Below are 26,201 nucleotides of genomic sequence, written 5' to 3' on the forward strand. Positions count from 1 at the left end.
TAAAATCATTGCTTATTTTTTCACCTAAGGGTTAACCCGATGCCAGAACTCCGTCCGTTGCTTTCTCCCCCTGAATCTGAAGCCCAGTTGCTGAGCCAGGCACGACAGCTTTCGGGCTACGCGTTAGGAGAATTAGCGGCAATGGCGGGAATCGTTACGCCGAAGGATCTTAAGCGCGATAAAGGCTGGATTGGCGTGCTACTGGAAATCTGGCTCGGTGCCAGCGCGGGCAGTAAACCAGAGCAGGATTTTGCGGCGCTGGGCGTGGAGCTGAAAACGATCCCTGTGGACAGTCTTGGCAGACCGCTGGAAACCACCTTTGTGTGCGTGGCACCGTTAACCGGCAATACCGGCGTCACCTGGGAAACCAGCCATGTACGGCACAAACTCAAACGCGTTCTGTGGATCCCAGTAGAAGGCGAACGCAGCATCCCGCTGGCTGAGCGCCGCGTCGGCTCTCCCTTGCTGTGGAGCCCGAATGAAGAAGAGGACCGGCAATTGCGTCTGGACTGGGAAGAATTAATGGACATGATTGTGTTAGGTCACGTCGAACGCATCACCGCTCGCCATGGGGAAGTACTGCAACTGCGTCCTAAAGCCGCTAACGCCCGCGCGCTAACCGAGGCCATTGGTGCCAACGGCGAGCCCATCCTGACCCTGCCACGCGGCTTTTATCTGAAAAAGAACTTCACCCGCGCATTGCTTGAGCGACATTTCTTGTTCCAGGCGCAATAGGCACCGCCCGGCCTTTCACCCGCCGCGTTACGGGCCTATAATTACCGCTTCTTTTTTTTGGCAGGACTTTGTTCGATGTTATTTGCATGGATAACCGATCCTAACGCCTGGCTTGCGCTCGGTACGCTGACGCTGCTGGAGATCGTTCTTGGGATCGACAATATTATTTTCCTTTCTCTGGTTGTAGCCAAACTCCCGACAGCGCAACGCAATCATGCCCGACGTATTGGGCTGGCGGCGGCGATGATCATGCGTCTGGCTCTGCTGGCTTCTATCGCCTGGGTAACGCGACTGACAAACCCGCTATTCGAGTTGTTTGGCGAGGCAATATCAGCACGCGACCTGATCCTTCTGCTGGGGGGATTGTTCCTGATCTGGAAAGCCAGCAAGGAGATCCACGAGTCCATTGAAGGTGAGGAAGAGGGGTTAAAAACCCGCGTATCTTCTTTCCTGGGCGCGATTGTGCAGATCATGTTGTTAGACATTATCTTCAGTCTGGATTCCGTGATTACTGCGGTTGGTTTGTCCGATCATCTGTTTATCATGATGGCGGCAGTAGTGATTGCCGTAGGCGTGATGATGTTTGCTGCTCGCCCAATTGGTGAGTTTGTCGATCGCCACCCTTCAGTAAAAATGCTGGCGCTCTCGTTCCTGATTCTGGTCGGTTTTACGCTGATTCTGGAAAGTTTCGACGTCCACGTTCCGAAAGGATATATCTATTTCGCCATGTTCTTCTCTATCGCGGTAGAGACCCTGAATCTGTGGCGTAATAAAAAAAATCCGCTCTGATAAAATTCATCGCTCCCCGCAAGGGGAGCGAATGCCCACCACACCTACCCCTTCTCACAGTTTAAGATTTTACTGCTTTCACCCTGCACAACTTCGCGTTATTACTAAACTATTGTCAGACGCAGGCCATGTGAGGATAAGCAGATGAAAAAATGGGCAGTTTTGATTTCCGCCGTAGGACTGGCTTTTGCCGTTTCCGGATGCAGCAGCGATTATGTAATGGCAACAAAAGATGGTCGAATGATCCTGACCGATGGAAAACCAGAAATTGACGATGATACCGGTCTTGTGAGCTATCACGACCAGCAGGGCAATGCGATGCAGATTAACCGCGATGATGTGTCCCAAATCATTGAACGCTGATGGTTGAGGTCAGCAGCGCGCTGGCCTTAACAATTTTACTTTCCTTTTTCGCTTCCCTCAGCCATTTTTATAATCCTTATGTCGTGATTATAAAAAGGAAACGGCTATGCAATATCACCGTATACCCCACAGCTCGCTGGAAGTCAGTACACTGGGGCTGGGCACAATGACGTTTGGTGAACAAAACAGCGAAGCCGACGCACATGCACAGCTCGATTATGCCGTAGCACAGGGCATTAATTTGATCGACGTTGCCGAGATGTATCCGGTACCGCCGCGTCCTGAAACCCAGGGTCTCACCGAAACCTACGTAGGTAACTGGCTCGCCAAACACGGCAGCCGCGAAAAGCTGATCGTCGCTTCTAAGGTCAGTGGACCATCACGCAACAACGACAGCGGCATCCGCCCGAATCAGGCGCTGGATCGAAAAAATATCCGTGAAGCGCTGCATGACAGCCTGAAAAGACTGCAAACCGATTACCTGGATCTGTATCAGGTTCACTGGCCGCAGCGCCCGACCAACTGCTTTGGTAAGTTAGGCTACAGCTGGACAGACTCCGCGCCGGTCGTTTCCCTGCTGGATACGCTGGACGCGCTGGCCGAGTTTCAGCGCGCCGGGAAAATTCGCTACATCGGCGTTTCTAATGAAACCGCTTTTGGCGTGATGCGCTATCTGCACCTGGCGGACAAACACGATCTGCCACGCATCGCCACCATCCAGAACCCCTACAGCCTGCTGAACCGCAGCTTTGAGGTTGGACTGGCAGAAGTGAGCCAGTATGAAGGCGTTGAGCTGCTGGCCTACTCTTGCCTGGGCTTCGGTACATTAACCGGGAAATACCTGAACGGCGCGAAACCTGCCGGTGCACGCAATACGCTGTTTAGCCGTTTCACGCGCTACAGCGGCGAGCAGACGCAGAAAGCCGTTGCGGCCTATGTGGATATCGCGAAACGCCATAATCTGGATCCTGCGCAAATGGCGCTGGCATTCGTGCGTCGTCAGCCGTTTGTCGCCAGCACTTTGCTGGGCGCCACGACCATGGAGCAGCTAAAAACCAACGTTGAAAGTCTGCATCTGGAGTTGAGCGAGGAAGTGCTGGCAGAGATTGAAGCGGTGCATCAGGTGTATACCTATCCTGCACCTTAACAGTTAGCGCCTGATGGCGCTGCGCTTATCAGGCCTACAGACAGCGTTCCCTGTAGGCCTGGTTGCAACAGCATATAACAGACTAATGGCGGCGCTGCCAAATCCACAGCGCCGCAATCGCCAGCGCAAACAGCGCACCGAACCCAATACCAATTGCTACCGCCGGAATCCCCACCAGCACCGCCAGTGAGTAAATACCCAACATCAACAGCATCGCGCTGTTTTCACCCAGGTTTTGCACCGCAATCGCATTACCTGCGCCGACGCTTTTCTTACCCCGCTCCTGCAGTAACGCATTCAGCGGCACCACAAAGAACCCACCACACACGCCGATAAGCATCAGCAATGCGTAGGCCGGAAGCAGCGAATGTTGAAGAGAAAAAATCAGCACCACGACGCCGATCAGGATCCCCGCAGGCATACAGCGCGACACAGTTTCCAGCGTCACCAGCTTCGCAGCCGCCCCCGCGCCGACGACAATCCCGATCGCTACCATGGCATTGAGATAGGTCGGCGTGGCGTTATCGGTGATGCCGAGCGCCACCGGAACCCACAGTACCAGCAGAAAACGCAGCGTAACGCCCGCCCCCCAAAAAAGGCTGGTTCCCACCAACGAGAAGCGTGTTTCACCGTTGCGCCACAGCGAAGAGGCGGCACAGAAGAAACTGCGCGTCATTTTCCCCAGATGCCAGGACTGGCCAGGGCGAGCCGCGGCTAGTTTCGGGATATACAGGTTAGCGACCACTGCGCCAGCATAGGCCAGCGCACAGGCAGAAAGCGCGGCAATCACGTGCCAGTCGGCCAGAACGCCGCCGGCGACAGAACCGAGCAAAATCGCGGCAATGGTGGAAGCTTCCATCAGGCCGTTGGCTTTCACCAGTTTGTCGCCGGTGGTCAGTTCACCGAGAATGCCATACTTGGCCGGTGAATACGCCGCCGCGCCAATCCCCACTAGCGTATACCCGAGAAACGGATTAATGCCGAAGCAAATACTTGCCGCACCCAGCAGTTTCAGGGAGTTCGCGAACATCATCACTCTGCCTTTGGCAAAGCTATCCGCCACCTGTCCAACAAACGGCGCAAACAGAATGTAAGCACCCACAAACACCATTTGCAGGATAGGCTGGCTCCAGTCCGGATAAAATTGCTCCTTCAGCAACGCCAGCGTAGCAAACAGCAACGCGTTATCGCCAAACGCCGACAGAAACTGCGCGGCGATAACGGACATCATCCCTTTGGACCAGATTGACGTGTTAGTGTGCACTGACTCACTCATGTTGTTTTTCCGGCTCATCGACCCAGCTTTTCAGCGTAACAAAATCCGGCTTACCGCTGCCGAGTAATGGGAGTTGCTTCAGGTGGCGTATATCACGCGGTACGGCGAGTTCAGGTACGCCGTGCGCCCGCGCATACTGCTGTAGTTTTTCACGCGTGAGTTCGCTATCGGTGGTAAACAGCACCAGCGCCTCACCTTTGCTGGCATCACTCTTGATCGCAGTAGCATGCATTTTGTCTGCAGACACGGCCAACGCCAGTTGCTCAACCATTTCCAGCGACACCATCTCTCCGGCAATTTTAGCAAAACGCTTAGCGCGCCCCTGAATCTGTACAAAGCCGTTTTCATCAAAGCGCACGATGTCTCCGGTGTCATACCAGCCGCGCTCAATCTCACCTTGCGCATTCTCTGCCGTTGGCACCTCCAGCACCCCAGGTTTTTCGACGCGCAAATAGCCGCTCATAATATTAGGGCCTTTCAGCTGTAAACGCCCACCGTCCTCAATTCCCGGAACGGCCAACAGTCGAGCATCCATACCAGGCAAGATGCGCCCTACCGTTCCCGATTTTGCCGCCATCGGTACGTTAATCGACACCACCGGGGCACATTCCGTCACCCCATAGCCCTCAAGGACACGCAGGCCAAATTTCTCCTGCCACAGTTGCTTTGTGCTGTCCTGCAGTTTTTCCGCTCCCGCAACCACATAGCGCAGGCGATGGAAATCGTATGGATGCGCGAAACGCGCGTAGTTGCCTAGGAACGTTGACGTACCAAACAACACGGTGCAGTTCCGGTCGTATACCAGCTCTGGCACAATGCGGTAATGCAGCGGGCTGGGATAAAGAAACACTTCTGCGCCAGTCAGTAGCGGCGTGAATAATCCCACCGTTAGCCCAAAGGAGTGGAACAGCGGCAGCGCCGACATAAAGCGGTCATCGGCGGTGAAATCGGCAATCGTTTTAATCTGCTCAACGTTCGCCAGAATGCTTTTATGACTGTGAACCACGCCTTTCGGATGGCCTTCTGAACCGGAGGTAAAGAGGATCACCGCAGCGTCTTCCGGCTGCTGCTTCACCTGCGCCAGATGCGGTGCCAGCAGATGTGAGAAAATCCACAGCTTATCGCTAAAGGTCACATCAGCTTTCAAGTCTTCCAGATACACCCAACGCACCTGGGTGAGCTGTTCCGGTAAATGCCAGAGTTTGCCTTTATCGAGAAACTGTCGGGATGTGAAGATCGTCTTTATTTCAGACGCAGTAATGGCGCTGGTTAATCCTTTCACACCCGCGGTGTAGTTCATCATGGCTGGAATGCGTCGACGCGCAATGGCGCCAAAAATGACCGCCGCGCTGATTCCCGCATTTGGCAGCATCAGGCCGATTCTTTCACCCTCGGTGCTGTATTTTTCCAGAATACGCGCGACAAACAGCGTTTTCGTCAGCAGTTTGCGGTAGCTGTCCGGAGTGAAATTAATATCTTCAATGCAGTTTTTGCCTGCGCCAAAACGGTATTTCGCCGCCAGCAGCGACTCGTAGAGCGTCTCACGCGGACGAACCGCCATGCGTGCTTCCATCATAATTTGATGCAGCATCTCTCCGGCGATTTTACGGCGATCGCGAGCTCGCGGTGCTTCCGGCATCGGCAGTTGTGTCGGCGGTAGGATGTGTAAGCGGATGCACGGGAAGAATCGCTGTTTAACCAAACCTTTCAGGCGGCTAAAGCGGGAAAGCTCTGCGCCCTCAATGCGCACAGGTACGACCGTCGCTCCCGACTTAGCGGCGACAAACCCGGCACCGTCATAGATTTTCATCAACGAACCGGTGGTCGAAATACGCCCTTCCGGGAAGATAACCACCGGGCGGCCCTGTTCGACCAGACGAACCAGATGTTTAATCGACATCGGTTTGGTTGGATCTAACGGTACGAAATCAATCAGCGGGGTTAGCCAGCGCATATACCATTGCTGGCTGATCGAGGTGTAAACAGCGAAGACGGGACGAATCGGTAAAAAGAGCGCCAACAGGATGCCGTCTATAAATGAGACATGGTTGGGAGTGATTAGAACGCGTTCTCCCTGTAGCGCGCTGACATCGCCCGTGACGCGAACGCGGAAAAGCACGCGAAACAGATTACGAAAAAAGCCAAATAGCATCTCAACTCCCTGTGCCATTAATTATATAAACATCAATGGTGGGAGAGTATACGAGTTGGGGAATAGGCGCGACAGGTAACTGTTAAATACAATTCGAAAAAAAACCTGCGCATCCGCGCAGGTTGGTGCAAGAGACAGGTACGAAGTGCGTACCGAATAATCTCACCAATCAATACCTCTGGGATCTTGATTGTGGTCGTCAGCAGCCAGATACGCCAGTGCGAAAACGCAAAGGAATGAACCCAAATGCAACGAGTTGTGTAAATTATCGGTTACTGTTACAGATAGGCTGAAGGTAAAAAAAAACCTGCGCATCTGCGCAGGCTGGTGTAATTCTAGTGATCAACCCGAAAGTTGATTTCACCTATCAATACCTCTGGGATCTCAACTCTAGCAATCTGCTCAGTTCCCTCACCAGCGAACAATCGCAACAGCACATCGCAAAGTGTAAGCAAAAATTAGCATTTTCTATTTTCTGTCTTACTTCGCTCGTGTGCGCTCACATTTGCGACGTTCTGACGGGCAATCTGCTTGAACAGCCAGCCATTTTCCGTAACACTGACGGAATGTAAGCGTTTACCCACAACAGGTACTATCATGGCGACCATAAAGGATGTAGCCCGACTAGCAGGTGTATCAGTCGCCACCGTTTCTCGAGTGATTAATGATTCCCCTAAAGCCAGCGAAGCATCGCGCCTGGCTGTAACGAGTGCAATGGAATCTCTCAGCTACCACCCCAACGCCAATGCGCGTGCGCTGGCACAACAATCCACAGAGACCATCGGTCTGGTCGTTGGTGATGTGTCCGATCCATTCTTTGGGGCAATGGTTAAAGCTGTCGAGCAGGTGGCCTATAACACCGGTAATTTTTTACTGATTGGCAACGGCTACCATAACGAACAGAAGGAACGACAGGCGATTGAACAGCTCATTCGCCACCGCTGCGCAGCCCTTGTTGTCCACGCAAAAATCATCCCGGATGCTGAGCTGGCATCACTAATGAAGCAAATCCCCGGCATGGTATTAATTAACCGAATTCTGCCAGGATTCGAACAACGCTGCGTTGCCCTTGATGACCGTTTCGGCGCATGGCTGGCGACCCGCCACCTCATTCAACAGGGCCATACGCGCATTGGCTATCTGTGCTCCAATCACACAATCTCAGATGCGGAAGATCGTCTGCAAGGCTATTACGACGCGCTGGCAGAGAGCAATATACCGGTCAGCGATCGCCTGGTAACGTTTGGTGAACCGGATGAAAGCGGCGGTGAACAGGCGATGACCGAGTTACTTGGTCGTGGCAAAAACTTCACTGCGGTAGCCTGCTACAACGACTCAATGGCGGCTGGTGCCATGGGCGTATTAAATGATAACGGCATTGATGTACCGGGAGAAATCTCGCTGATTGGTTTTGATGATGTGCTGGTTTCCCGCTACGTGCGCCCGCGTCTGACCACGGTACGCTATCCGATCGTGACGATGGCAACCCAGGCTGCCGAACTGGCGCTCGCGCTGGCGGAGAAGCGCCCCGTGCCTGAAATTACCCACGTTTTTAACCCAACTCTGGTGCGTCGCCATTCCGTTTCGACGCTGACAGAGCCGGGGAATTCATCGTCAAACGATTAACCAGGATAGCGTTATGACTACGATGTTGGACGTTTCACGACGCGCAGGCGTCTCAAAAGCGACCGTTTCGCGCGTACTGAATGGCACGGGTCAGGTAAAAGAGAGCACGCGCCAGAAAGTGTTTAAGGCCATGCAGGCACTTGATTATCGGCCTAATTTTCTAGCACGATCTTTGGCAAACCGCACCAGCAACAGCATTGGTCTGGTGGTTTCTACATTTGATGGATTCTACTTTGGCCGGCTGCTGCAACAGGCTTCACGCCAGACGGAATCTCACGGCAAGCAGTTGATCGTCACCGACGGACACGACACACCAGAGCGTGAGCAGGAAGCCGTGCAAATGCTGGCGGACAGGCAGTGCGACGCCATTATTCTCTATACCCGCTATATGAGTGAAAAAGAGATAATGTCGCTGATGAACAGCATCGCTATGCCCTTGCTGGTCATCAACCGTGATGTAAGCCAGGCCCGCGATCGCGCGATTTTCTTTGAACAGGAAGACGCGGCCTATCAGGCGGTCAATTATCTTATCTCCCAGGGCCATAGCGATATTGCTTGTATCACTGTGCCAGGCCATACCCCGACCGGTAAATCCCGCCTGATGGGGTATCGTAAAGCGCTGGAAAAAAACGGTATTCCCTGGGATCCCGACAAGGTCAAATACGGCGACTCCACGATGACACGAGGCTATGAAGCCTGTCGTGAACTGCTGGAGGAAGGGGTGAAATTCAGCGCATTGTTCGCCTGTAACGATGACATGGCATTGGGCGCATCAAAAGCGTTACATCAGGCCGGGCTGAGGATCCCAACGGACGTCTCACTGTTTGGTTTTGATGATGCACCCAGCGCCAAATGGCTGGAGCCGGGGCTGTCTACCGTTTATCTGCCGATTGATACCATGATAACCACGGCAATCGACCAGGCTATCCGGCTGGCCAACGGCGAGAGCGTCGAGCCAATCCCACCGTTTACCGGCAAACTGGTACTACGTGACTCAGTAACGCTCGGGCCGTATTTTAAGTAATTAAATGCCGGATGGCGGCACAAGTGCCTTATCCGGCCAACAGCGCCCACAGTTAATTTCGTAGGCCGGATAAGCGTAGCGCCATCCGGCATTTCACCACGCTGTAATCAGATTAATTCCAGCGCTAACAGCTCATCAATGGTCTGGCGACGGCGAATCAGCCGCGCCACGCCGTTATCGAACAAAACCTCCGGCAGCAGAGGACGGCTATTGTAGTTTGACGACATAGACGCGCCGTACGCCCCGGTATCATGCAAGACCAGATAATCACCCGGCACCACCGCAGGCAACAGACGGGTTTCCACATTTCCGCCCTCCTGCTGGGTAAACACGTCGCCAGATTCGCACAGCGGCCCGGCCACCACGGTTTCCCGTTGCGGGGTGTGTTCCAGAGAGCGACCATCCCCAGCCAGCGCGGAGATATGGTGATAGCTGCCGTACATCGCCGGGCGCATCAGATCGTTGAAGCCCGCATCGATCAGTACAAAGTGACGGCTACCCATCTCTTTTACGCTGCGTACCTGTGCTACCAGCACGCCGGCTTCTGCGACCAGAAAACGACCCGGCTCTATCTCAAGCGCGACCGGGTGACCCAGGTATTTAGCAATCTGCTCACGCGCAGCGTTCCACAATCCAAAGTAGTGATTGGTATCGATCGCCTCTTCACCTTCGCGATACGGGATTGATAAACCGCCGCCCGCAGAGATCGCCTCCAGATCCTGATCAAATTCAATTACCTGACGCACCATCGCACCACACACCTGCTCCAGATGCGCGTAGTCCACACCAGAACCAATATGCATATGAATCCCCACCAGCTTCAGCTTGTAGCGCTGAATCACCTCCAGCGCCGCGGGAAGATCGCTATACCAGATCCCGTGCTTGCTGTTTTCGCCGCCGGTATTGGTTTTCTGACTGTGTCCATGCCCAAAGCCAGGGTTTACGCGTAGCCACACGCGATGGCCCGGCGAGACCTGACCCAGTTGTTCCAGCATATCCACCGACCCGGCATTTACCGGAATGCGCAATTCATGCACCCGCGCAAGCGTCGCTTCATCAATCATATCGGCGGTAAAGACGATTTCATCTTTCCCCGGTACAAAACCTGCCGCTAGCGCACGTTCAATTTCGCCAAGCGAGACGGAATCAACCTTTACGCCCTGCTCGCGCATCAGGCGCAAAATATGAATATTCGAACATGCCTTCTGGGCAAAACGCACCACGTCAAACTGACTCAGTTTGCCAATCTGGGCGCGTATAATCTGCGCATCATAGACCCACACCGGGCAGCCGAATTCGGCAGGCAGGCGCAGCAGGTTGTCGGCGGTCAGGTCCGTGTCTGTGTTGTTGAGTGGGCGTGGCATGGTGTACTCCGGTATTGGCTTTTTTATGATTACGCCACAGCCCGAAAAGAATAAAAAATATCGTTTTATCGTGAGTCTATGCAAAAATGATATGGATTGGTTCATTCGAGGATTGCCCATGCCCGCCGTTAACCTGCGACACATCGAAATTTTTCACGCCATCATGACGGCAGGCAATCTGACGGAAGCCGCGCGCATGCTACATACCTCGCAGCCCACCGTCAGTCGGGAACTGGCCCGATTCGAGAAAGTACTGGGATTAACGCTGTTTGAACGCACGCGTGGCCGGCTGCACCCAACCGTGCAAGGGTTACGTCTGTTTGAAGAGGTGCAACGTTCGTGGTATGGCCTGGACAGAATTGTGAGCGCCGCCGAAAGCCTGCGCGAGTTCCGCCAGGGCGAATTGTCGATTGTTTGCCTGCCGGTATTCTCACAGTCCTTTTTACCGCCACTACTGCAGCCATTCCTCGCACGCTATCCGCAGGTCAATATTCAGATAGTGCCGCAGGAGTCACCGCTACTGGAAGAGTGGCTGTCAGCGCAGCGCCACGATCTGGGGCTAACGGAAACGCTGCATACGCCTGCCGGAACAAAACGCACCGAATTGCTGGCGCTGGATGAAGTGTGCGTGCTGCCCCAGGGGCATCCGCTGACTAAGAAAGCGGTGTTAACGCCGCAGGATTTTCAGGGGGAAAACTACATCAGCCTGTCACGGACCGACAGTTACCGTCAGCTACTGGATACCCTGTTTAATGAGCACCAGGTGAAGCGCCGTATGGTGATTGAAACCCATAGCGCCGCTTCAATTTGTGCAATGGTGCGGGCAGGCGTGGGGATCTCGGTGGTAAACCCACTGACCGCGCTGGATTACGCCAGTAGCGGGGTCGTCATCCGCCGCTTCAGTATTTCGGTACCCTTTACGGTCAGCCTGATTCACCCACTTCATCGCCCCGCCTCGGCGCTGGTTGATGCTTTTACGGCGCATCTGCAGGACCATCTACCAAGTCTTATTGACCCGCTGGAGGCTATTTTGCATCCACAACCGAAAGCATAAATGCCACCGCATCTTGCGCATGGATTGCCGCGGTGTCGAAAACCGGTAGTGGGCTTAGCTCGGCGGGAACCAGCAGACCAATCTCAGTACAGCCAAATATCACCCCTTGCGCCCCCTGTTTCGCCAGTTGGTCGATGACGCCCAGGTAATAATCGCGGGAAGCCTCGCTGAACTCACCGAGACACAGCTCATCGAAAATAATCTGGTTTATTTTCTGACGGTCATCAGCTTCAGGAATCAGCGTGCTAATGCCAAATTCAGTCTGTAAACGACCGCGGTAAAAATCCTGTTCCATGGTGTAGCGCGTACCCAGTAGCGCCACGTTGCTCATCTGCTGCTTTTGTATCGCCCGCCCCGTCGCGTCGGCAATATGCAGGAACGGCACATCACAGGCGCTTTCAATCGCCTCAGCAACCTTGTGCATGGTGTTGGTACACAGCACAATCCCTTGCGCTCCGGCTTGCTGTAGCGCTGTGGCGGCCTGCGCGAGGATCTCACCGGCTCGCTGCCAGTCACCGCTTGACTGACAGACTTCAATCTCGTGAAAATCCACGCTGTGCAACAGAATCTGCGCAGAATGCAGGCCACCCAGACGCTGTTTTACCCCTTCATTAATGAGTCGATAATAAGGAATGGTAGATTCCCAGCTCATACCGCCTAACAGACCGATCGTTTTCATCATTTCCCCTGACTCGTTGTTGTCTCTCCAGTGAACCAAAGATGTGATCAACTTTCCACATCTGTTGGCGTGCATTTCTTTTTTTAATTTTCTGATATAGGTTTAATGAAACATTGTTTTAATTAATTACAGGAAGGCCGGATGTTTATTTTTCATAAAGAGACCACGCTTGACGATCTGGGCAATGGCGTTACCCGGCGCATTCTTGCTCACGACGGTAACATGATGGCGGTTGAGGTGAACTTCGGGCAAGGCGCGATAGGCCCGATGCACAATCATCCGCACGAGCAGCTGACTTACGTGTTGTCCGGTGAGTTTGAATTTACCATCGGCGAAGAAAAGCATGTCGTTAGGGCGGGCGATACCCTGTATAAACAACCCAACATTATGCATGGCTGCGTCTGTTTAAAACCGGGAACGCTGCTGGATACCTTTACGCCCATACGCGAAGATTTTCTACACGGGTAATTTCGTTGTTCTCAAGCCGTGCTACTGACCGGTTTGAGAACACGCTAAAATGCGTACTCAGTTCCCTAAAAATGAATACGTTACAATGTGGGGCATTTTCCTTCGATACCAATTCGCATAAGCATTAATCACCCGATGTGTCTCGCCATGTGGGCGATTACAGTCACGTTATCTTAATTAACGGTGACGGATCGCCATGACAAAAATGACAACATCCACTCCACATGACGCAGTCTTCAAACAGTTCTTGTACCATCCTGATACCGCAAGAGATTTTCTGGATATCTATCTTCCATCAACCTTGCGGGAGCTATGTGATCTGCAAACACTAAAACTGGAATCAGGCAGTTTTATTGAGGATAGCCTGCGAGCCAGCTACTCCGACGTACTGTGGTCATTAAAAACAAATGAAGGCGATGGGTATATCTATGTTGTTATCGAGCATCAGAGTTCGCCAGACGCTCACATGGCATTTCGGCTAATGCGCTATGCAATGGCCGCAATGCAACGCCATCTGGATGCTGGCCATAAAACATTACCTTTGGTGATACCGATGCTGTTTTATCATGGTGCACTCAGCCCCTACCCCTTTTCACTCTGCTGGCTGGATGAGTTTGACGACCCCATAGTGGCACGACAGCTATACTCAGCAACATTTCCGCTGGTAGATATCACCGTAATACCCGATGACGAAATTATGCAACATCGCCGTATAGCACTGCTGGAATTGATGCAAAAACATATCCGCAAGCGTGATTTAATGGGATTAGTGGAACAACTGGTCTCGTTGCTGGCTACGGGATACGCTAATGACAGCCAGCTCAAAACGCTATTTAATTACATGATGCAGTTTGGAAATACGCCTCACGTAGATAAATTTATCCGTGAAGTCGCTCAGCGGGTACCACAGCAAAAGGAAAGTCTGATGACTATTGCGGAAGTGTTGCAACAAGAAGCCAAACAACAAGAAGCGTTACGCATTGCCCAGATGATGTTAGCGAATGGTATTAGCCATGAAATTATACTAAAGATAACCGGGCTGTCTGCTAAGGATCTCCTCGCAAGGCAGGCGGCTCCACACTGAAATAAGTAGTAATGAGAGCCCGATAATCAGTTGTTCTATCGGGCTCCCTGCTCACTTACACCCCAATATCTCTTAACTTCTCACCTGCCATCAGCTTACGTTCGATATGCTCAAGCGTGACGTTTTTGGTTTCTGGAATCAGCCAGAACGTAATACCGATAAACACGACGTTCAGCGCAGTATATAGCCAGAACGTACCGGCGGCGCCAATGCTATCGAGCAGCGTCAGGAACGTTGCACCAATGATCATGTTCGACACCCAGTTGGTGGTGGTGGAGCAGGTAATACCAAAATCACGGCATTTCAGCGGCTGAATTTCCGAACACAGGATCCACACCACCGGCGCGGCGCTCATCGCATAGCCTGCAATACACATCATCGTCATGCCAACTGACAGCCAGGATAGTCCACTGGAAGCCGTGCCGTTATCAAACTGCATCAGGCAATATCCGAGCACCAGCGTCCCGATGGCCATTACGCTGAACCCAATTTTCAGCGCCGGTTTACGTCCTGCTTTGTCGACCGTGAAGACGGCAATAAAGGTAGCGAACATAAACGTTAAGCCAACCACCAGCGTGGCAATCATCTGCTGCTCTGTGGTGGTAAAACCCGCCATTTTGAAAATGCGCGGCGCGTAATACATGATGATGTTCATCCCGGTGAACTGCTGCATCGCCTGCAGTAACATCCCAAGAAAAACTGCGCGGCGCACGTTACGGTTAATTTTAAACAGCGCCCAACCACCCTGCTTCAGCTTCAAGCTTTCACGGATTTCGTTCAGCTCATCGCGGGCCTTTTCTGACGTATCGCGCAGCATGCGCAATACTTCTTCTGCTTCAATGTGGCGACCTTTTTCCGCCAGCCAGCGCGGGCTGTTTGGCAGGAAAACCACCAGGATAATCAATAACACCGCCGGAAGCGCCAGCACTCCCAACATGGCGCGCCAGTTTCCGCTGTAACTAAATGCCGTATCAGACAAAAAGGCCAGCACAATACCCAACGTAACCATCAACTGATACATGCTGATCATCTTACCGCGTACGTTCTCACTGGCCATTTCGGAGAGATAAAGCGGTGCGGTGTAAGAGGCGATCCCCACCGCAACGCCCAATACCACGCGGGCAAAAATGAGCATTTCTACGCTGGAGGCAAACGCCGAGCCCAGAGATCCGACGACGAAAAGGATCGCCCCCGCCATCAGACTGTATTTACGTCCCAGGCGAAATGACAGCCAACCGTTAAACAGCGCACCAATTGCCGCGCCCAGCATCATGCTGCTGACCACCCACTCCTGCAGGCGGCTGGTCAACACAAAGTGATCGGTGATGAAAGGCAACGCCCCGGCAATCACGCCAATATCCAGGCCGAATAACAACCCTGCGACAGCCGCAGAGATAGAAACAAACATATTCATACGTCGCGTATCGCGCACTGGGCGCGGCGCTAAAGCAGCATCATTATTTATTGAGACCATTTTTTCCTGCCAGATACAGAGTAACCATGCCATTGAAAGTAAGGGATCCCTTGCAGGAAGCGTCAGGCGGGAAACGGCAAAAACATGGATTAAATAGCTACACCACATCGTTATGTGATGGATATTCCAATTTTAAAATTTACCGACAATCACTCAATTAAATTTAATTTATTGATATTAAAGAATATTAAAAACAATAAATTGATACGCATGAAATTTAATATGGAATAATTTATAACCACAATATGGATTTTAATGATTCAAAAGTAAAAAAAACCCTGCCATTTAGCAGGGTTGTTGGCTCTGGAAAGCAATTAACGCGCCAGCCAACCGCCGTCTACCGCAACGGTATAGCCGTTGATATAGTCAGATGCGCTGGACGCCAGGAACACGACAGGCCCCATCAGGTCGCTCGGCAGACCCCAACGGCCCGCCGGAATACGATCGAGGATTTCTGCGCTACGCTGCTCATCAGCACGCAGCTGTTGAGTGTTATTCGTCGCCATGTAACCCGGTGCAATCGCGTTGACGTTGATGTTATGTTTTGCCCATTCGTTCGCCATCAGACGGGTAACACCCATTACGCCGCTTTTAGACGCGGTGTAAGACGGCACGCGGATCCCGCCCTGGAAGGAAAGCATAGAGGCAATGTTGATAATTTTACCGCCGTTACCCTGGGCGATAAAGTGCTTCGCCGCGGCCTGAGACATAAAGAACACGCTCTTAATGTTCAGGTTCATCACGTCATCCCAGTCTTTTTCGCTGAAGTCGATCGCATCGTCACGACGGATAAGACCCGCGTTGTTGACCAGAATATCGATATGGCCGAATTCTGCCACTGCGCGCTCCAGCAGCGCCGGAATACCGTCAATTTGACGCAGATCGGCGGTCAGGCTTAAAAAACGGCGGCCCAGTGCGGTCACACGTTCGATGGTTTCTGTCGGTTCAACAATGTTGATACCGACGATATCGCAGCCCGCTTCAGCCAGGCCCAGCGCCATACCCTGACCCAAACCGGTATCACAACCGGTCACAACGGCGACTTTACCTTCAAGAGAGAATGCATTCAAAATCATTGTAAATCCTTAATTTTTTATAATGCCCGCCGCAGCAGGCACGGCTGTCGCCCGCAACTAGCGCAGATCTTTTACTGCAACATGGTCCATATCATCAAAGACCTGGTTTTCGCCGACCATGCCCCAAATGAACGTATACGCTTTTGTGCCGACACCGGAGTGAATAGACCAGCTTGGAGAAATCACCGCCTGCTCGTTGTGCATCACAATATGACGCGTTTCCTGAGGCTGCCCCATCATGTGGAAGACGCAGGTATCTTCTTCCATATTGAAGTAGAAATAGACTTCCATACGACGTTCATGGGTATGACACGGCATGGTGTTCCACAGGTTACCCGGTGCCAGTTCAGTCAGACCCATGCTCAACTGGCAGGTTTCCAGAACATCCGGCACAAAGTATTTGTTGATGGTACGACGGTTACTGGTGAGGTTATCGCCCAGCGTCACTGGCGCAACGTCTGCAGGCGTGACTTTCTTAGTTGGGTAAGTCGTGTGGGCCGGCGCGCAGTTGTAGTAAAACTTCGCCGGTTTTGTCGTATCAATACTGGCGAATACCACTTCTTTTGCCCCTTTCCCGACGTACAGCGCGTCGCGATGGCCAATTTCATAGCACTGGCCGTCAACGGTAATCGTGCCCGGGCCGCCGATATTGATCACACCCAGTTCACGACGTTCGAGGAAATAGGTTACGCCCAGCTGTTTGCCGACTTCGCCACCCACAGAGACGGTTTTGGCCACTGGCATAATGCCGCCAACAATGATGCGGTCGATGTGGCTGTAGACCATGGTGTATTCATCTGCGACAAACACTTCTTCGACCAAAAACTCATTACGCAGCCCCTGAGTGTCCAGGGTTTTCGCATGCGCACTATGGATGCTTTGTCTTACGTCCACATTTACCTCCAGTGATAAATTGACCGTGAATGCTTAAACGAATAGCAAAACGCTGTTCCGTTTTATCTTATGCACTCATGATATTCCTCCCTGAATGTGTTTTCAATTATAAATAAAACGATGTTTCACTTTTTTCGCATCTTATTATCAAAAGTGTAAGTGCGATCACGCTAGCGCGTATGAATAGCGAAATGGACCTTAATAAAATGATTGAATAACAATACGATAAATTTATTTATTCATTAGGGGCGGGGATAAAAAATGGAAAATTCAGCCGAGATGATCAGTCGAAAAGACACCTTTTCTAACAAAGTGCGCAGTTAATCACATGAAATGAAACAATGTTTTGATAAGTTAACTGTGTTTAGAGTGTATGTTTCTGTAACTGGCCTTGCCCTCCTGCTGGAGGGCTTTTTTACAGGTGCAGGGAAAACACTTAGAAAGGCGTTTAAGACGGTAAATGTAAGATCGTTAATCTCGTTCGATAGCGAGCGCCACCCCCTGACCACCACCGATACACAGCGTTGCCAGGCCCTTATGCGCCCGACGCTTCACCATTTCATGCACCAGCGAAACCAGAATTCGGCAGCCAGATGCGCCAATCGGGTGACCGAGCGCAATGGCTCCGCCGTTAACATTCACCCGCCGTTCATCCCACTCCAGCATTTTCCCAACGGATAATGCCTGCGCGGCGAAGGCCTCATTAGCTTCGATAAGATCAACATCTGCCAGTTGCCAGCCCACACGCTCAAGGCAGCGGCGCGTCGCATACACTGGCGCAATCCCCATGAGCGCAGGGTCGACCCCGACGCTGGCAAAGGCGCGAATACGGGCCAGTACAGGTAAGTTCAACTCTTGCGCCTTGGCCTCGCTCATCATCATCACCGCAGCGGCGCCGTCATTGATGGATGACGCGTTACCTGCCGTTACCGAACCGAGCCTGTCAAAGGTAGGATCCAGACGCGCCAGCCCTTCGGCGCTGGCATCGGTACGCGGCTGCTCGTCGGTATCCACCACCAATGATTGCCCATTACGCTGTGTTACCACCGGCACGATTTCATCTTTAAAGCGTCCAGCATCAATTGCCATCCGCGCTTTGTGCTGCGAGTGCAGCGCGTAGGCATCCTGCAATTCGCGGCTAATGCCGTATTCTCGCGCCAGGTTTTCCGCGGTAACGCCCATGTGATAATCGTTGAAGGCATCCCACAGACCGTCATGTACCAGGCTGTCGACCAGTTGGCTGTTCCCCAGCTGTGCACCGGTGCGGCTATCGGTAAGGACATGCGGGGCACGGCTCATATTCTCTTGCCCGCCCGCAATCACAATGTCGGCTTCGCCGCACTGGATAGCCTGGGTCGCCAGATGCAGCGCTTTCAGGCCCGAACCGCAGACATCGTTAATGGTGATGGCGGAAACGGTATTGGGTAGCCCACCATTGATGGCAGACTGACGCGCCGGATTCTGCCCGGCACCTGCGGTAAGCACCTGACCGAGGATCACTTCATCCACAGCATGAACGTCCACGCCCGTGCGTTCCAGTAAAGCCCTGACCACCATGCTGCCTAATTCAACGGCAGAATGGCGCGCCAGCGTCCCCTGGAAGCAACCAATCGGTGTCCTTAACGCCCCGACTATCACAACCTCTTTCATCACCACCTCAGCGCAAAATAACACCGCAATAGTAGATGATTGTTAAAAAGAGTTATCAAGGTTGTTTAAAAACGGTGATTTTTATCACAAAGGAAATTCGTATCATTTATTGGTCATCTGAACGCCACTCTGCTGTAAATGGTCGCGCAGCCAACTTCCCGCCACGCCAGGCGGTGATTTCTTATTCCACAACAGATCGATAGAGATAGCCTTTGGCCAGCCGGGCAGCTTTAATTGAACCAATGGTTTTTCTGCCGCAAACTCCTCCACCAGCGCACACGGGAGCGCGCACCAGCCGAATCCCTGAACAGCCATACTTAGCAATAACAGGTAGTTAGGAGCCGACCAGACGGGACCGCGCGCCACGTTAGTCCCGCTTTCCAGATAGGTATTCAGACGCAGCTCGCGCCAGGTGTGTAGCTGCTCCCACTGCAGTTTTTCTTGAGCCGCCAAAGGATGCGATACCGCCACGTATAATCCCATCCAGGTTTGCATCGGCAGACGCGTAACGCCCATGTCTGTCGGATAATCCTCCCGCGCTTCGATCAACCCCACCTGAGCACGTCCTTTTTGCAGCAGATCGATCACGTCCTCGTCTTCGCCAATCAGACATTCAAACTCGGTATGGGGAAACTTGCGGTCAAACTGCACCATCAACTCTTCCAGCACATCCGGATGCAGCGTGTCTGACAACACGAAGGTCAGACGCGCTTCCGTTTCACCCGACAGCGAAATCGCCGCCTCGTCCAGACGATCGCTCGCTGACAGAATGGCCTGCACATAACCCAGCACCCGCTTACCTTCTTCGGTCAGCGTTGGCTGGCGCGATGAACGGTCAAACAGCGCAAAACCAAGGTCGGCTTCCAGATGCGCAATGGCTGTACTGATGGTGGACTGGCTTTTGCGCAGCCGCCGGGCTGCCGCAGAAAATGAACCGCAGGAAACGGTCTCCACAAATGCCGTTAATGCTTCAGGAGAGTAACGCATGAACTATCTACTTTATCGATGGATACTATCTTTTAGATATCACATAAAACGATAAAATTGCCACCATTCCGTTATCCGGGCATCAAAGAAGGTTTTAGGTTATGCAACACGATACTGTCCAACGCCGCTCGTTAGTAGAGCGTATTTTTCATGCCGTCTGCTTTGAAGGCATTGCCACCGCTGTTCTCGCACCAACCACCGCATGGTTGATGCAGCGCTCGGTGCTGGAAATGGGCGGACTGACCATTCTTCTCGCCACTACAGCGATGATCTGGAATATCATTTATAACGCCCTGTTTGACCGTCTGTGGCCGTCACACCTGGTAAAACGTACGGCGAAAGTGCGAGCATTTCACGCCTTAGGTTTTGAGAGTGGTTTTATTGTGATTGGGGTGAGCATCGTGGCGTATGTGCTGAACGTCAGCCTGCTTCAGGCATTCACGCTGGAAATAGGTTTCTTCCTGTTCTTCCTGCCGTATACCATGTTCTATAACTGGGCTTATGACACGTTACGCGAGCGTGTTATGAAGCGTCGCCAGCAGCGCGTTACTGCCTGATAATTAAAATAATAGTCGGAATTTTCTCGGTTCCGGCTATTCATCCATTCACCTGCCCGCTTGTTCACACCTCCCCCAGCCCCTGCCATTTGTGGTAAATTGCGCTTCTTTTTGTTTATTTTATAGTTGATACGTTCAAATAATGTCGAAATTTTGGTCAAAAGAAGAGACTCTCTGGAGCTTCGCACTATATGGGACTGCCGTCGGCGCAGGAACCCTATTCCTCCCCATACAGCTGGGTTCTGCAGGTGCGGTGGTGCTGTTTATCACCGCTCTCGTCGCCTGGCCTTTAACCTACTGGCCGCACAAGGCGCTGTGCCAGTTTATCCTGTCTTCAAAAACGTCGGCTGGTGAGGGGATCACTGGCGCGGTTACACACTACTACGGCAAGAAGATTGGCAGCCTGATCACCACCCTCTATTTTATTGCCTTCTTTGTGGTGGTACTGATCTACGCCGTGGCGATAACCAACTCACTCACCGAACAGCTGGCAAAACATATCGAGATAGATCTTCGCGTGCGTATGCTGGTCAGTCTGGGCGTGGTACTGGTGCTGAATTTAATTTTTCTGATGGGTCGACAAGCCACCATCCGGGTCATGGGCTTTTTGGTATTCCCGCTCATCGCGTACTTTTTGTTCCTTTCGCTCTACCTGACCGGAAGCTGGCAGCCAACGCTACTCACCGGCCAGATGTCTGTCGATCAGCACACGCTTCATCAGGTTTGGATATCTATTCCCGTGATGGTTTTCGCTTTTAGCCATACGCCAATTATCTCCACGTTCGCCATTGATCGACGTGAGAAATATGGCGAGCAGGCCATGGGTAAATGCAAAAAAATCATGAAGGTGGCCTACGTTATCATCTGCCTGAGCGTACTGTTTTTCGTCTTCAGCTGTTTGCTTTCGATTCCGACAAACTATATCGAGGATGCAAAAAATGAAGGCGTGACCATTCTTTCCGCGCTGTCGATGATGCCTAACGCACCGGCATGGCTGTCGATTTCCGGGATCATCGTTGCCGTCGTAGCGATGTCAAAATCGTTCCTTGGCACCTACTTTGGCGTGATTGAAGGGGCAACGGAGGTAGTAAAAACATCGTTGCATCAGGTGGGTGTGAAGAAAAGCCGGGCCTTTAACCGCGCCCTGTCCATCATGCTGGTCTCGGCTATCACGTTTATCATCTGCTGCATTAATCCTAATGCTATTTCAATGATTTACGCGATTAGTGGGCCGCTGATTGCCATGATTCTGTTTATCATGCCGACATTGTCTACCTATCTGATCCCGGCGCTGAAGCCATACCGTTCAGTGGGTAACCTGATAACGTTGATTGTCGGTCTGCTGTGCGTATCTGTGATGTTTTTTGGCTAGAACGTGTTGCTTAACGGCTCATTTTCAGAAAGCATCAACCAGTGTTGGCGGAGGTAATAAACATGTTATCTCAGAGAAAGGATTCCGTTCACCTCATATTAATCGTTTCTCTGAAGCACAGATTCCTGTGAACGTGCAAGGGAGGCTCACCGCCGCCTCCCTTGCAACCCAGGCTCCCGGCGGGAAAATCGTCGCTGCGCGATTCATTCGTCTTATTCCGTCTGCCTGTCTGGTCGGGGCCGAGCCTGCGTCCCTGCAGGCCGCCCCCTCTGCCCGCATCCCTGCGGGCAGACCCGGTCAGCCGTCAACGCCTCATCGATTTTCAGCCGGGCCAGGGTGTCGCTTCAGCGCTCTGACTTCCAGTTAAATCTGTTTTGCTGTTCAGAGATATTCAAATAAAAGCGCGGATGGTCAGGTGTTGGCTGGTCCGGCTGAAAATTGCCGACGTGTTTCCGTAAGCCCGGGAGAGCCAGCATGGATGCTGGCTCAGGGCGCGCTTTGCAGGGACGCTACCTCGCGCCCGACCCGGTAGCCTGGAGGAATAAGCGGAGGGGACCGCGGAGCGGCAATTTTCCCGCCGGGAGCCGGGATTGTAAAGGGCGTGGCGAAGAACGCCCTTTACACGTTCACGGGTATCGATGCTTCAGAAAAATAACACTGCTGAGGTGAACGGAACCCTGAGAAAGAATCACATGTTCACCCTACATGCTTAACTGGACGGTATTGAACGTGGATGAGCCGTTAAACTGGCTTATTTGATGTACGAATCCAGTACTTTCAGAATCACATCCAAATCTTCTTCGCGCTTTATTTCATCGCCCTGATGCACAATGTGCTCGGTCAGATGACCTTTAATCACTTCGCGCATTAATCCATTTACCGCCCCGCGGATCGCCGCTATTTGCTGCAATACCGCCGCGCATTCATGCGGTTCATCCAGCATGGTTTTCAACGCCGCTACCTGCCCCTGAATCTTGCTGGTTCGGGCTTTCAGCTTTTGTTTGTCGCGGATCGTATGTGACATAACTTTACCTTTTTAACGTCTGGCTATAAGGACAATACCATCGACATTCTACTGGGGGGTAGTATTTGATACTGGGGGGGAGTAGAATCAGGCGAAATTAAACAACTAAGAATCATTCTCATGGGTGAGTTTTCTACGCTACTTCAGCAAGGCAACGCCTGGTTTTTCATTCCCAGTGCGATTCTATTAGGGGTGTTGCACGGTCTGGAACCAGGGCATTCCAAGACGATGATGGCGGCCTTTATTATTGCTATTAAGGGGACCATCAAACAGGCGGTGATGCTGGGGCTGGCAGCAACGCTGTCGCATACCGCCGTAGTATGGCTGATTGCGCTCGGTGGGATGTATATCAGCAAAGCGTTTACCGCCCAGGCCGTTGAGCCCTGGCTGCAATTTGTCTCGGCGATAATTATTCTCGGGACCGCATTCTGGATGTTCTGGCGAACCTGGCAGGGAGAGCAGAACTGGCTGGCCCAGACGCATCACGACCACGATCACGGACATCACCACCACCATGTTCATGACGACTATCACCACCATCATCATGATCACGATGACGATCATCACCATCATCATGACCACGATCATAACCATGCCGCGTTAGCAGGGCTGAGCGAGGGTTCGAAAGAGTATCAGGATGCCCACGAACGGGCGCATGCCACCGATATTCAGCGCCGCTTTGCGGGCAAAGAGGTCACCAACGGCCAAATATTACTGTTCGGTCTGACTGGCGGGCTGATCCCGTGCCCAGCTGCCATTACGGTGCTGCTGATATGCATCCAGCTCAAAGCCTTCACGCTGGGCGCCACCATGGTGCTGTGCTTCAGCCTCGGGCTGGCGCTGACACTGGTAACGGTGGGCGTGGGTGCGGCAATCAGCGTGCAGCAGGCGGCCAAGCGTTGGAGCGGATTTAACACACTGGCACGCAAAGCGCCCTATTTTTCCAGCGTGCTCATTGCAATGGTCGGCTTATATATGGGGATTCACGGCTATATGGGGATCGTCGGTTAATATATGGGAGCGCAGCAGCGATAGCCGCTGCGCGGAAAACCAAACTAGCTTGCGACATTCCCCCACACCAGTTGCCCTTTATGGAAGGTCGCAGTGCGTGGGGAGATTCGCGCGACCGCTTCCGCTGAGCATGAGGCATCTACCAGCACAAAGCTGGCTTCATCCTGCGCTTTCGGCCAGACGCGCTCACCTTTATCGTTAAGCGGCAGCACATCACCGGTAGCGAGGAACAGCGCCCGCGACAGATTAAGTTCATTCGGGCGAATATAGAGCTGCGCGTACAGATTCGCCTTCTCCAGCATGTCTCCCAGCCCGTACGGCGACCAGTGGTCAATCACGCTGTCGGTTCCGGTAATCACTTCCACACCTTTGTCACGCAGCTGCTTGAGCGGCATGTGCATCGTGCCAATCGGCACCGTCGAGGCAATGGTAATCTGCTGCGCCGCCATGCGGGTTGCGAGTTCATCCACCTGCTGTTCGTTCAGCGTAGACAGCGCAAACGCGTGGCTGATGGTCAGTTTGCCCTTTAACTGCGGCGTTTTCTCCACCGTTTCTACCATGTAATTCACCGCCGCCACGCCCGCCGGACTGGTTTCATGCAGATGGATATCCACGCCTTTGTTGTAATCGAGCGCAATCTGGAACATGGTGTCGAGGGATTTTTCCATCGCCCCATCCACGCTGGTTGGGTCCAGACCGCCGACATAATGCGCTCCCGCCTGCATCGCTTCACGCATTAGCGGTTCAGATTTTGATAACAGCAGACCATGCTGTGGAAATGCCACAATTTCACAGGCAAAACCCGGCTGGCGACGCGCCAGCACCGCCTGCAGGTTCTCCAGGTTTTTCAGTCCGGAAACCGGTTCTATGTTGCAGTGGCTGCGGGCAATCGAGGTGCCTTTTGATTGCAGCAAATCGATCAGCTTTTCCGCCCGCTCCTGGGTATAAGGCTGGAGTTCAGGCAGCAGCTTTTGTTCCAGGCGGATCATATCCTGAATGGTGGTACCCGCCGGACGGTTCAGCGAACGCCAGGAACCGCCGTAAAAGGTTTTATCCAGATGGATATGCATGTCGCGCATGGCGGGCAGCATCAGCTTTCCACCCGCATCGTAGTGCGGCAGCGTCGCATCCGGATGCTGCTTATTCTCGCGCAGCGCAACTATTTTCCCGTCCTGGATTTCAACGGTTTGCAGCGCGGTACGGGTGTGCACCACCACTGAGTTTTCGTAATCAAACCCCGCTTCCAGCAGGACGTTATCCAGGTAATAGTGCTTATCGTTAATCGTCATTGTGCTCTTCGACCCGCAGGTGTTCCCGACAGGATTAGCAGCATACGCGACCGGGGCGACTGCGCCAAACAGCGCGGCAGCAGTGACCATTTTTCCGCTCTGGCTTAAAAATTCACGGCGGCTGTTACTTTCCTTCATTCGCATCTCCTCTCAGGAATGGACAATATGGGTGCCCGTTTCGCCGCGCAGTGCGGCGGGCAGGCATTCCGGCGTGGTGATGATCACTCGTTTACCGCCATGCTCCAGAAACGCCAGGCTGGCAACAATCTTGGGTAACATGCTGCCCGGCGGGAAATGTCCCTCCTGCATGTAACGGGTCATCGTGGCGACATCCACCGTATCCAGCGCCTGCTGGTTAGGTTTGCCAAAATGAATACAGACCTGCTCGACGCCGGTGGTGATCACCAGAATGTCGGCACGGATTTCCTGTGCCAGCAACGCCGTGGAGAGATCTTTATCAATCACCGCATCCACGCTCTGGTAATCCCCCTGATCGCTACGCACCACCGGGATGCCACCACCACCCGCACCAATCACTACAAACCCCTGCTGGGTCAGCGTTTTGATCGCCTCTGCTTCAACAATACGTTTTGGTTCAGGGGAAGCCACAACCCGGCGGTAGCCACGCCCCGAATCCTCAACAAAGCGCCAGCCTGGATTGACCCGCAGCAACTCATCGCGCTGCGCTGCACTAAAGAACGCCCCGATAGGCTTGGTCGGGTTAGCAAAACCGGGATCGTTTTTGTCGACCTCCACCTGCGTGACCACCGTGACCGCCTTCTGCTCGCCGCGTCGTGCCAGACGGTTGTTCAGCGCCTGTTGGATCAAATAGCCGATGCCCCCCTGCGTATCGGCGACGCAGTTTGCCAGCGGGGTAAGCGGCAACCCTTCACGCTCGTGCGCGATTTCCGCACGTCGGAGATCCAGCCCCACCTGCGGCCCGTTACCGTGTGTCAGCACAATGTTGTAGTCCGATGCCAACATCTCCAGCACCGTATCCGCCACCGCCTTCACCGCTTCAGCCTGGTGCTCAATCGACTGGCTGGCGTTATCTTTGATAATGCTGTTGCCGCCAATGGCAACGACCACAAGTTCTTTCATAGTGT

General features: G+C 52.9%; 24 protein-coding genes. 12 read left to right on the forward strand and 12 right to left on the reverse strand.

All coding sequences use genetic code 11. The annotated features are described in order from the left end of the window. The first annotated feature begins 39 nt into the window (after nt 1–39). The 4 genes from mutH (at nt 40) to C2U41_RS17180 (ending at nt 3,034) form a co-directional block, all read left to right on the forward strand. Nucleotides 40–735 carry a DNA mismatch repair endonuclease MutH gene (gene mutH, locus C2U41_RS17165; RefSeq protein WP_003033965.1) on the forward strand — a complete coding sequence of 232 codons (696 nt, stop codon included), beginning with the start codon at nt 40–42 and terminating at the stop codon, nt 733–735. Between the two features lie 75 nt (nt 736–810). Next, nucleotides 811–1,524: a TerC family protein gene (locus tag C2U41_RS17170; RefSeq protein ID WP_003033961.1), complete on the forward strand. Its 714-nt coding sequence runs from the start codon at nt 811–813 to the stop codon at nt 1,522–1,524. 144 nt (nt 1,525–1,668) lie between these two features. Further along, nucleotides 1,669–1,887, forward strand: coding sequence for a lipoprotein YgdR (ygdR, locus tag C2U41_RS17175; protein ID WP_000758660.1), 219 nt, complete (start codon nt 1,669–1,671; stop codon nt 1,885–1,887). Between the two features lie 106 nt (nt 1,888–1,993). Then, nucleotides 1,994–3,034: an NADP(H)-dependent aldo-keto reductase gene (locus C2U41_RS17180; protein WP_003033954.1), complete on the forward strand. Its 1,041-nt coding sequence runs from the start codon at nt 1,994–1,996 to the stop codon at nt 3,032–3,034. A gap of 82 nt (nt 3,035–3,116) precedes the next feature. Here C2U41_RS17180 and lplT read toward each other — a convergent pair whose 3' ends face one another. After that, nucleotides 3,117–4,310 carry a lysophospholipid transporter LplT gene (gene lplT, locus C2U41_RS17185; RefSeq protein WP_003033951.1) on the reverse strand — a complete coding sequence of 398 codons (1,194 nt, stop codon included), beginning with the start codon at nt 4,308–4,310 and terminating at the stop codon, nt 3,117–3,119. Next, on the reverse strand, nt 4,303–6,462 hold the full coding sequence (aas, locus tag C2U41_RS17190) for a bifunctional acyl-ACP--phospholipid O-acyltransferase/long-chain-fatty-acid--ACP ligase (RefSeq protein ID WP_048217190.1): 2,160 nt from the start codon (nt 6,460–6,462) through the stop codon (nt 4,303–4,305). The genes lplT and aas overlap by 8 nt, the downstream gene beginning before the upstream one ends. A gap of 597 nt (nt 6,463–7,059) precedes the next feature. On the opposite strand from aas, the gene galR reads away from it, so the two are divergent. Next, complete coding sequence (gene galR, locus C2U41_RS17200) at nt 7,060–8,088, forward strand: HTH-type transcriptional regulator GalR (protein ID WP_003033945.1); 1,029 nt, start codon at nt 7,060–7,062, stop codon at nt 8,086–8,088. A 13-nt stretch (nt 8,089–8,101) separates the two neighbouring features. Continuing rightward, nucleotides 8,102–9,112 carry a LacI family DNA-binding transcriptional regulator gene (locus tag C2U41_RS17205; RefSeq protein ID WP_032937458.1) on the forward strand — a complete coding sequence of 337 codons (1,011 nt, stop codon included), beginning with the start codon at nt 8,102–8,104 and terminating at the stop codon, nt 9,110–9,112. 107 nt (nt 9,113–9,219) lie between these two features. On the opposite strand, the gene lysA is transcribed toward C2U41_RS17205, so the two are convergent. After that, the gene (gene lysA, locus C2U41_RS17210; protein ID WP_032937456.1) at nt 9,220–10,476 is read right to left on the reverse strand and encodes a diaminopimelate decarboxylase; all 1,257 of its coding nucleotides are present in this window, start codon (nt 10,474–10,476) and stop codon (nt 9,220–9,222) included. A 118-nt stretch (nt 10,477–10,594) separates the two neighbouring features. On the opposite strand from lysA, the gene C2U41_RS17215 reads away from it, so the two are divergent. After that, entirely contained in the window at nt 10,595–11,530 is a 936-nt protein-coding gene (locus tag C2U41_RS17215; protein ID WP_003033937.1) for a LysR family transcriptional regulator, read from the forward strand. On the opposite strand, the gene C2U41_RS17220 is transcribed toward C2U41_RS17215, so the two are convergent. After that, entirely contained in the window at nt 11,502–12,209 is a 708-nt protein-coding gene (locus tag C2U41_RS17220; RefSeq protein WP_032937454.1) for an aspartate/glutamate racemase, read from the reverse strand. The two genes, C2U41_RS17215 and C2U41_RS17220, sit on opposite strands and share 29 nt — an antisense overlap. 141 nt (nt 12,210–12,350) lie before the next feature. Between C2U41_RS17220 and C2U41_RS17225 the strand changes: the two genes are divergently transcribed. Then, nucleotides 12,351–12,677: a cupin domain-containing protein gene (locus C2U41_RS17225; protein WP_032937452.1), complete on the forward strand. Its 327-nt coding sequence runs from the start codon at nt 12,351–12,353 to the stop codon at nt 12,675–12,677. Between the two features lie 196 nt (nt 12,678–12,873). Continuing rightward, on the forward strand, nt 12,874–13,761 hold the full coding sequence (locus C2U41_RS17230; RefSeq protein ID WP_003033929.1) for an Rpn family recombination-promoting nuclease/putative transposase: 888 nt from the start codon (nt 12,874–12,876) through the stop codon (nt 13,759–13,761). Nucleotides 13,762–13,816: 55 nt separating this feature from the next. Here C2U41_RS17230 and araE read toward each other — a convergent pair whose 3' ends face one another. From araE to C2U41_RS17255, 5 genes are all read right to left on the reverse strand, one after another. Further along, the gene (araE, locus tag C2U41_RS17235; protein ID WP_003033926.1) at nt 13,817–15,235 is read right to left on the reverse strand and encodes an arabinose-proton symporter AraE; all 1,419 of its coding nucleotides are present in this window, start codon (nt 15,233–15,235) and stop codon (nt 13,817–13,819) included. Nucleotides 15,236–15,549: 314 nt separating this feature from the next. Next, entirely contained in the window at nt 15,550–16,311 is a 762-nt protein-coding gene (gene kduD, locus C2U41_RS17240; protein WP_003033923.1) for a 2-dehydro-3-deoxy-D-gluconate 5-dehydrogenase KduD, read from the reverse strand. Between the two features lie 57 nt (nt 16,312–16,368). After that, nucleotides 16,369–17,205, reverse strand: a complete 837-nt coding sequence (gene kduI / locus C2U41_RS17245; RefSeq protein WP_003840972.1) for a 5-dehydro-4-deoxy-D-glucuronate isomerase — start codon at nt 17,203–17,205, stop codon at nt 16,369–16,371. A gap of 471 nt (nt 17,206–17,676) precedes the next feature. Next, entirely contained in the window at nt 17,677–18,855 is a 1,179-nt protein-coding gene (locus C2U41_RS17250) for an acetyl-CoA C-acetyltransferase (protein WP_003033912.1), read from the reverse strand. Nucleotides 18,856–18,957: 102 nt separating this feature from the next. Next, on the reverse strand, nt 18,958–19,842 hold the full coding sequence (locus tag C2U41_RS17255; RefSeq protein WP_003846446.1) for a LysR family transcriptional regulator: 885 nt from the start codon (nt 19,840–19,842) through the stop codon (nt 18,958–18,960). A gap of 101 nt (nt 19,843–19,943) precedes the next feature. Between C2U41_RS17255 and C2U41_RS17260 the strand changes: the two genes are divergently transcribed. Together C2U41_RS17260 and C2U41_RS17265 are read left to right on the forward strand one after the other, a co-directional pair. Then, entirely contained in the window at nt 19,944–20,399 is a 456-nt protein-coding gene (locus C2U41_RS17260; RefSeq protein WP_003846445.1) for a multidrug/biocide efflux PACE transporter, read from the forward strand. 142 nt (nt 20,400–20,541) lie between these two features. Beyond that, nucleotides 20,542–21,771, forward strand: coding sequence for an amino acid permease (locus tag C2U41_RS17265; RefSeq protein ID WP_003840979.1), 1,230 nt, complete (start codon nt 20,542–20,544; stop codon nt 21,769–21,771). A gap of 751 nt (nt 21,772–22,522) precedes the next feature. Here the strand turns inward: C2U41_RS17265 and rcnR are convergent. Then, on the reverse strand, nt 22,523–22,795 hold the full coding sequence (gene rcnR, locus C2U41_RS17280; RefSeq protein WP_003033900.1) for a Ni(II)/Co(II)-binding transcriptional repressor RcnR: 273 nt from the start codon (nt 22,793–22,795) through the stop codon (nt 22,523–22,525). Between the two features lie 120 nt (nt 22,796–22,915). Between rcnR and C2U41_RS17285 the strand changes: the two genes are divergently transcribed. Continuing rightward, the gene (locus C2U41_RS17285; protein WP_003840982.1) at nt 22,916–23,806 is read left to right on the forward strand and encodes a nickel/cobalt efflux protein RcnA; all 891 of its coding nucleotides are present in this window, start codon (nt 22,916–22,918) and stop codon (nt 23,804–23,806) included. Between the two features lie 44 nt (nt 23,807–23,850). Here C2U41_RS17285 and C2U41_RS17290 read toward each other — a convergent pair whose 3' ends face one another. Together C2U41_RS17290 and C2U41_RS17295 are read right to left on the reverse strand one after the other, a co-directional pair. Then, nucleotides 23,851–25,233: an amidohydrolase family protein gene (locus C2U41_RS17290; RefSeq protein ID WP_103848276.1), complete on the reverse strand. Its 1,383-nt coding sequence runs from the start codon at nt 25,231–25,233 to the stop codon at nt 23,851–23,853. Nucleotides 25,234–25,245: 12 nt separating this feature from the next. Then, the gene (locus C2U41_RS17295; RefSeq protein WP_044713445.1) at nt 25,246–26,196 is read right to left on the reverse strand and encodes a carbamate kinase family protein; all 951 of its coding nucleotides are present in this window, start codon (nt 26,194–26,196) and stop codon (nt 25,246–25,248) included. Nucleotides 26,197–26,201 lie beyond the last annotated feature (5 nt).

It is taken from the genome of Citrobacter freundii complex sp. CFNIH4, assembly GCF_002934505.1.
In the GTDB taxonomy this organism is placed as follows: Bacteria; Pseudomonadota; Gammaproteobacteria; order Enterobacterales; family Enterobacteriaceae; genus Citrobacter; species Citrobacter freundii.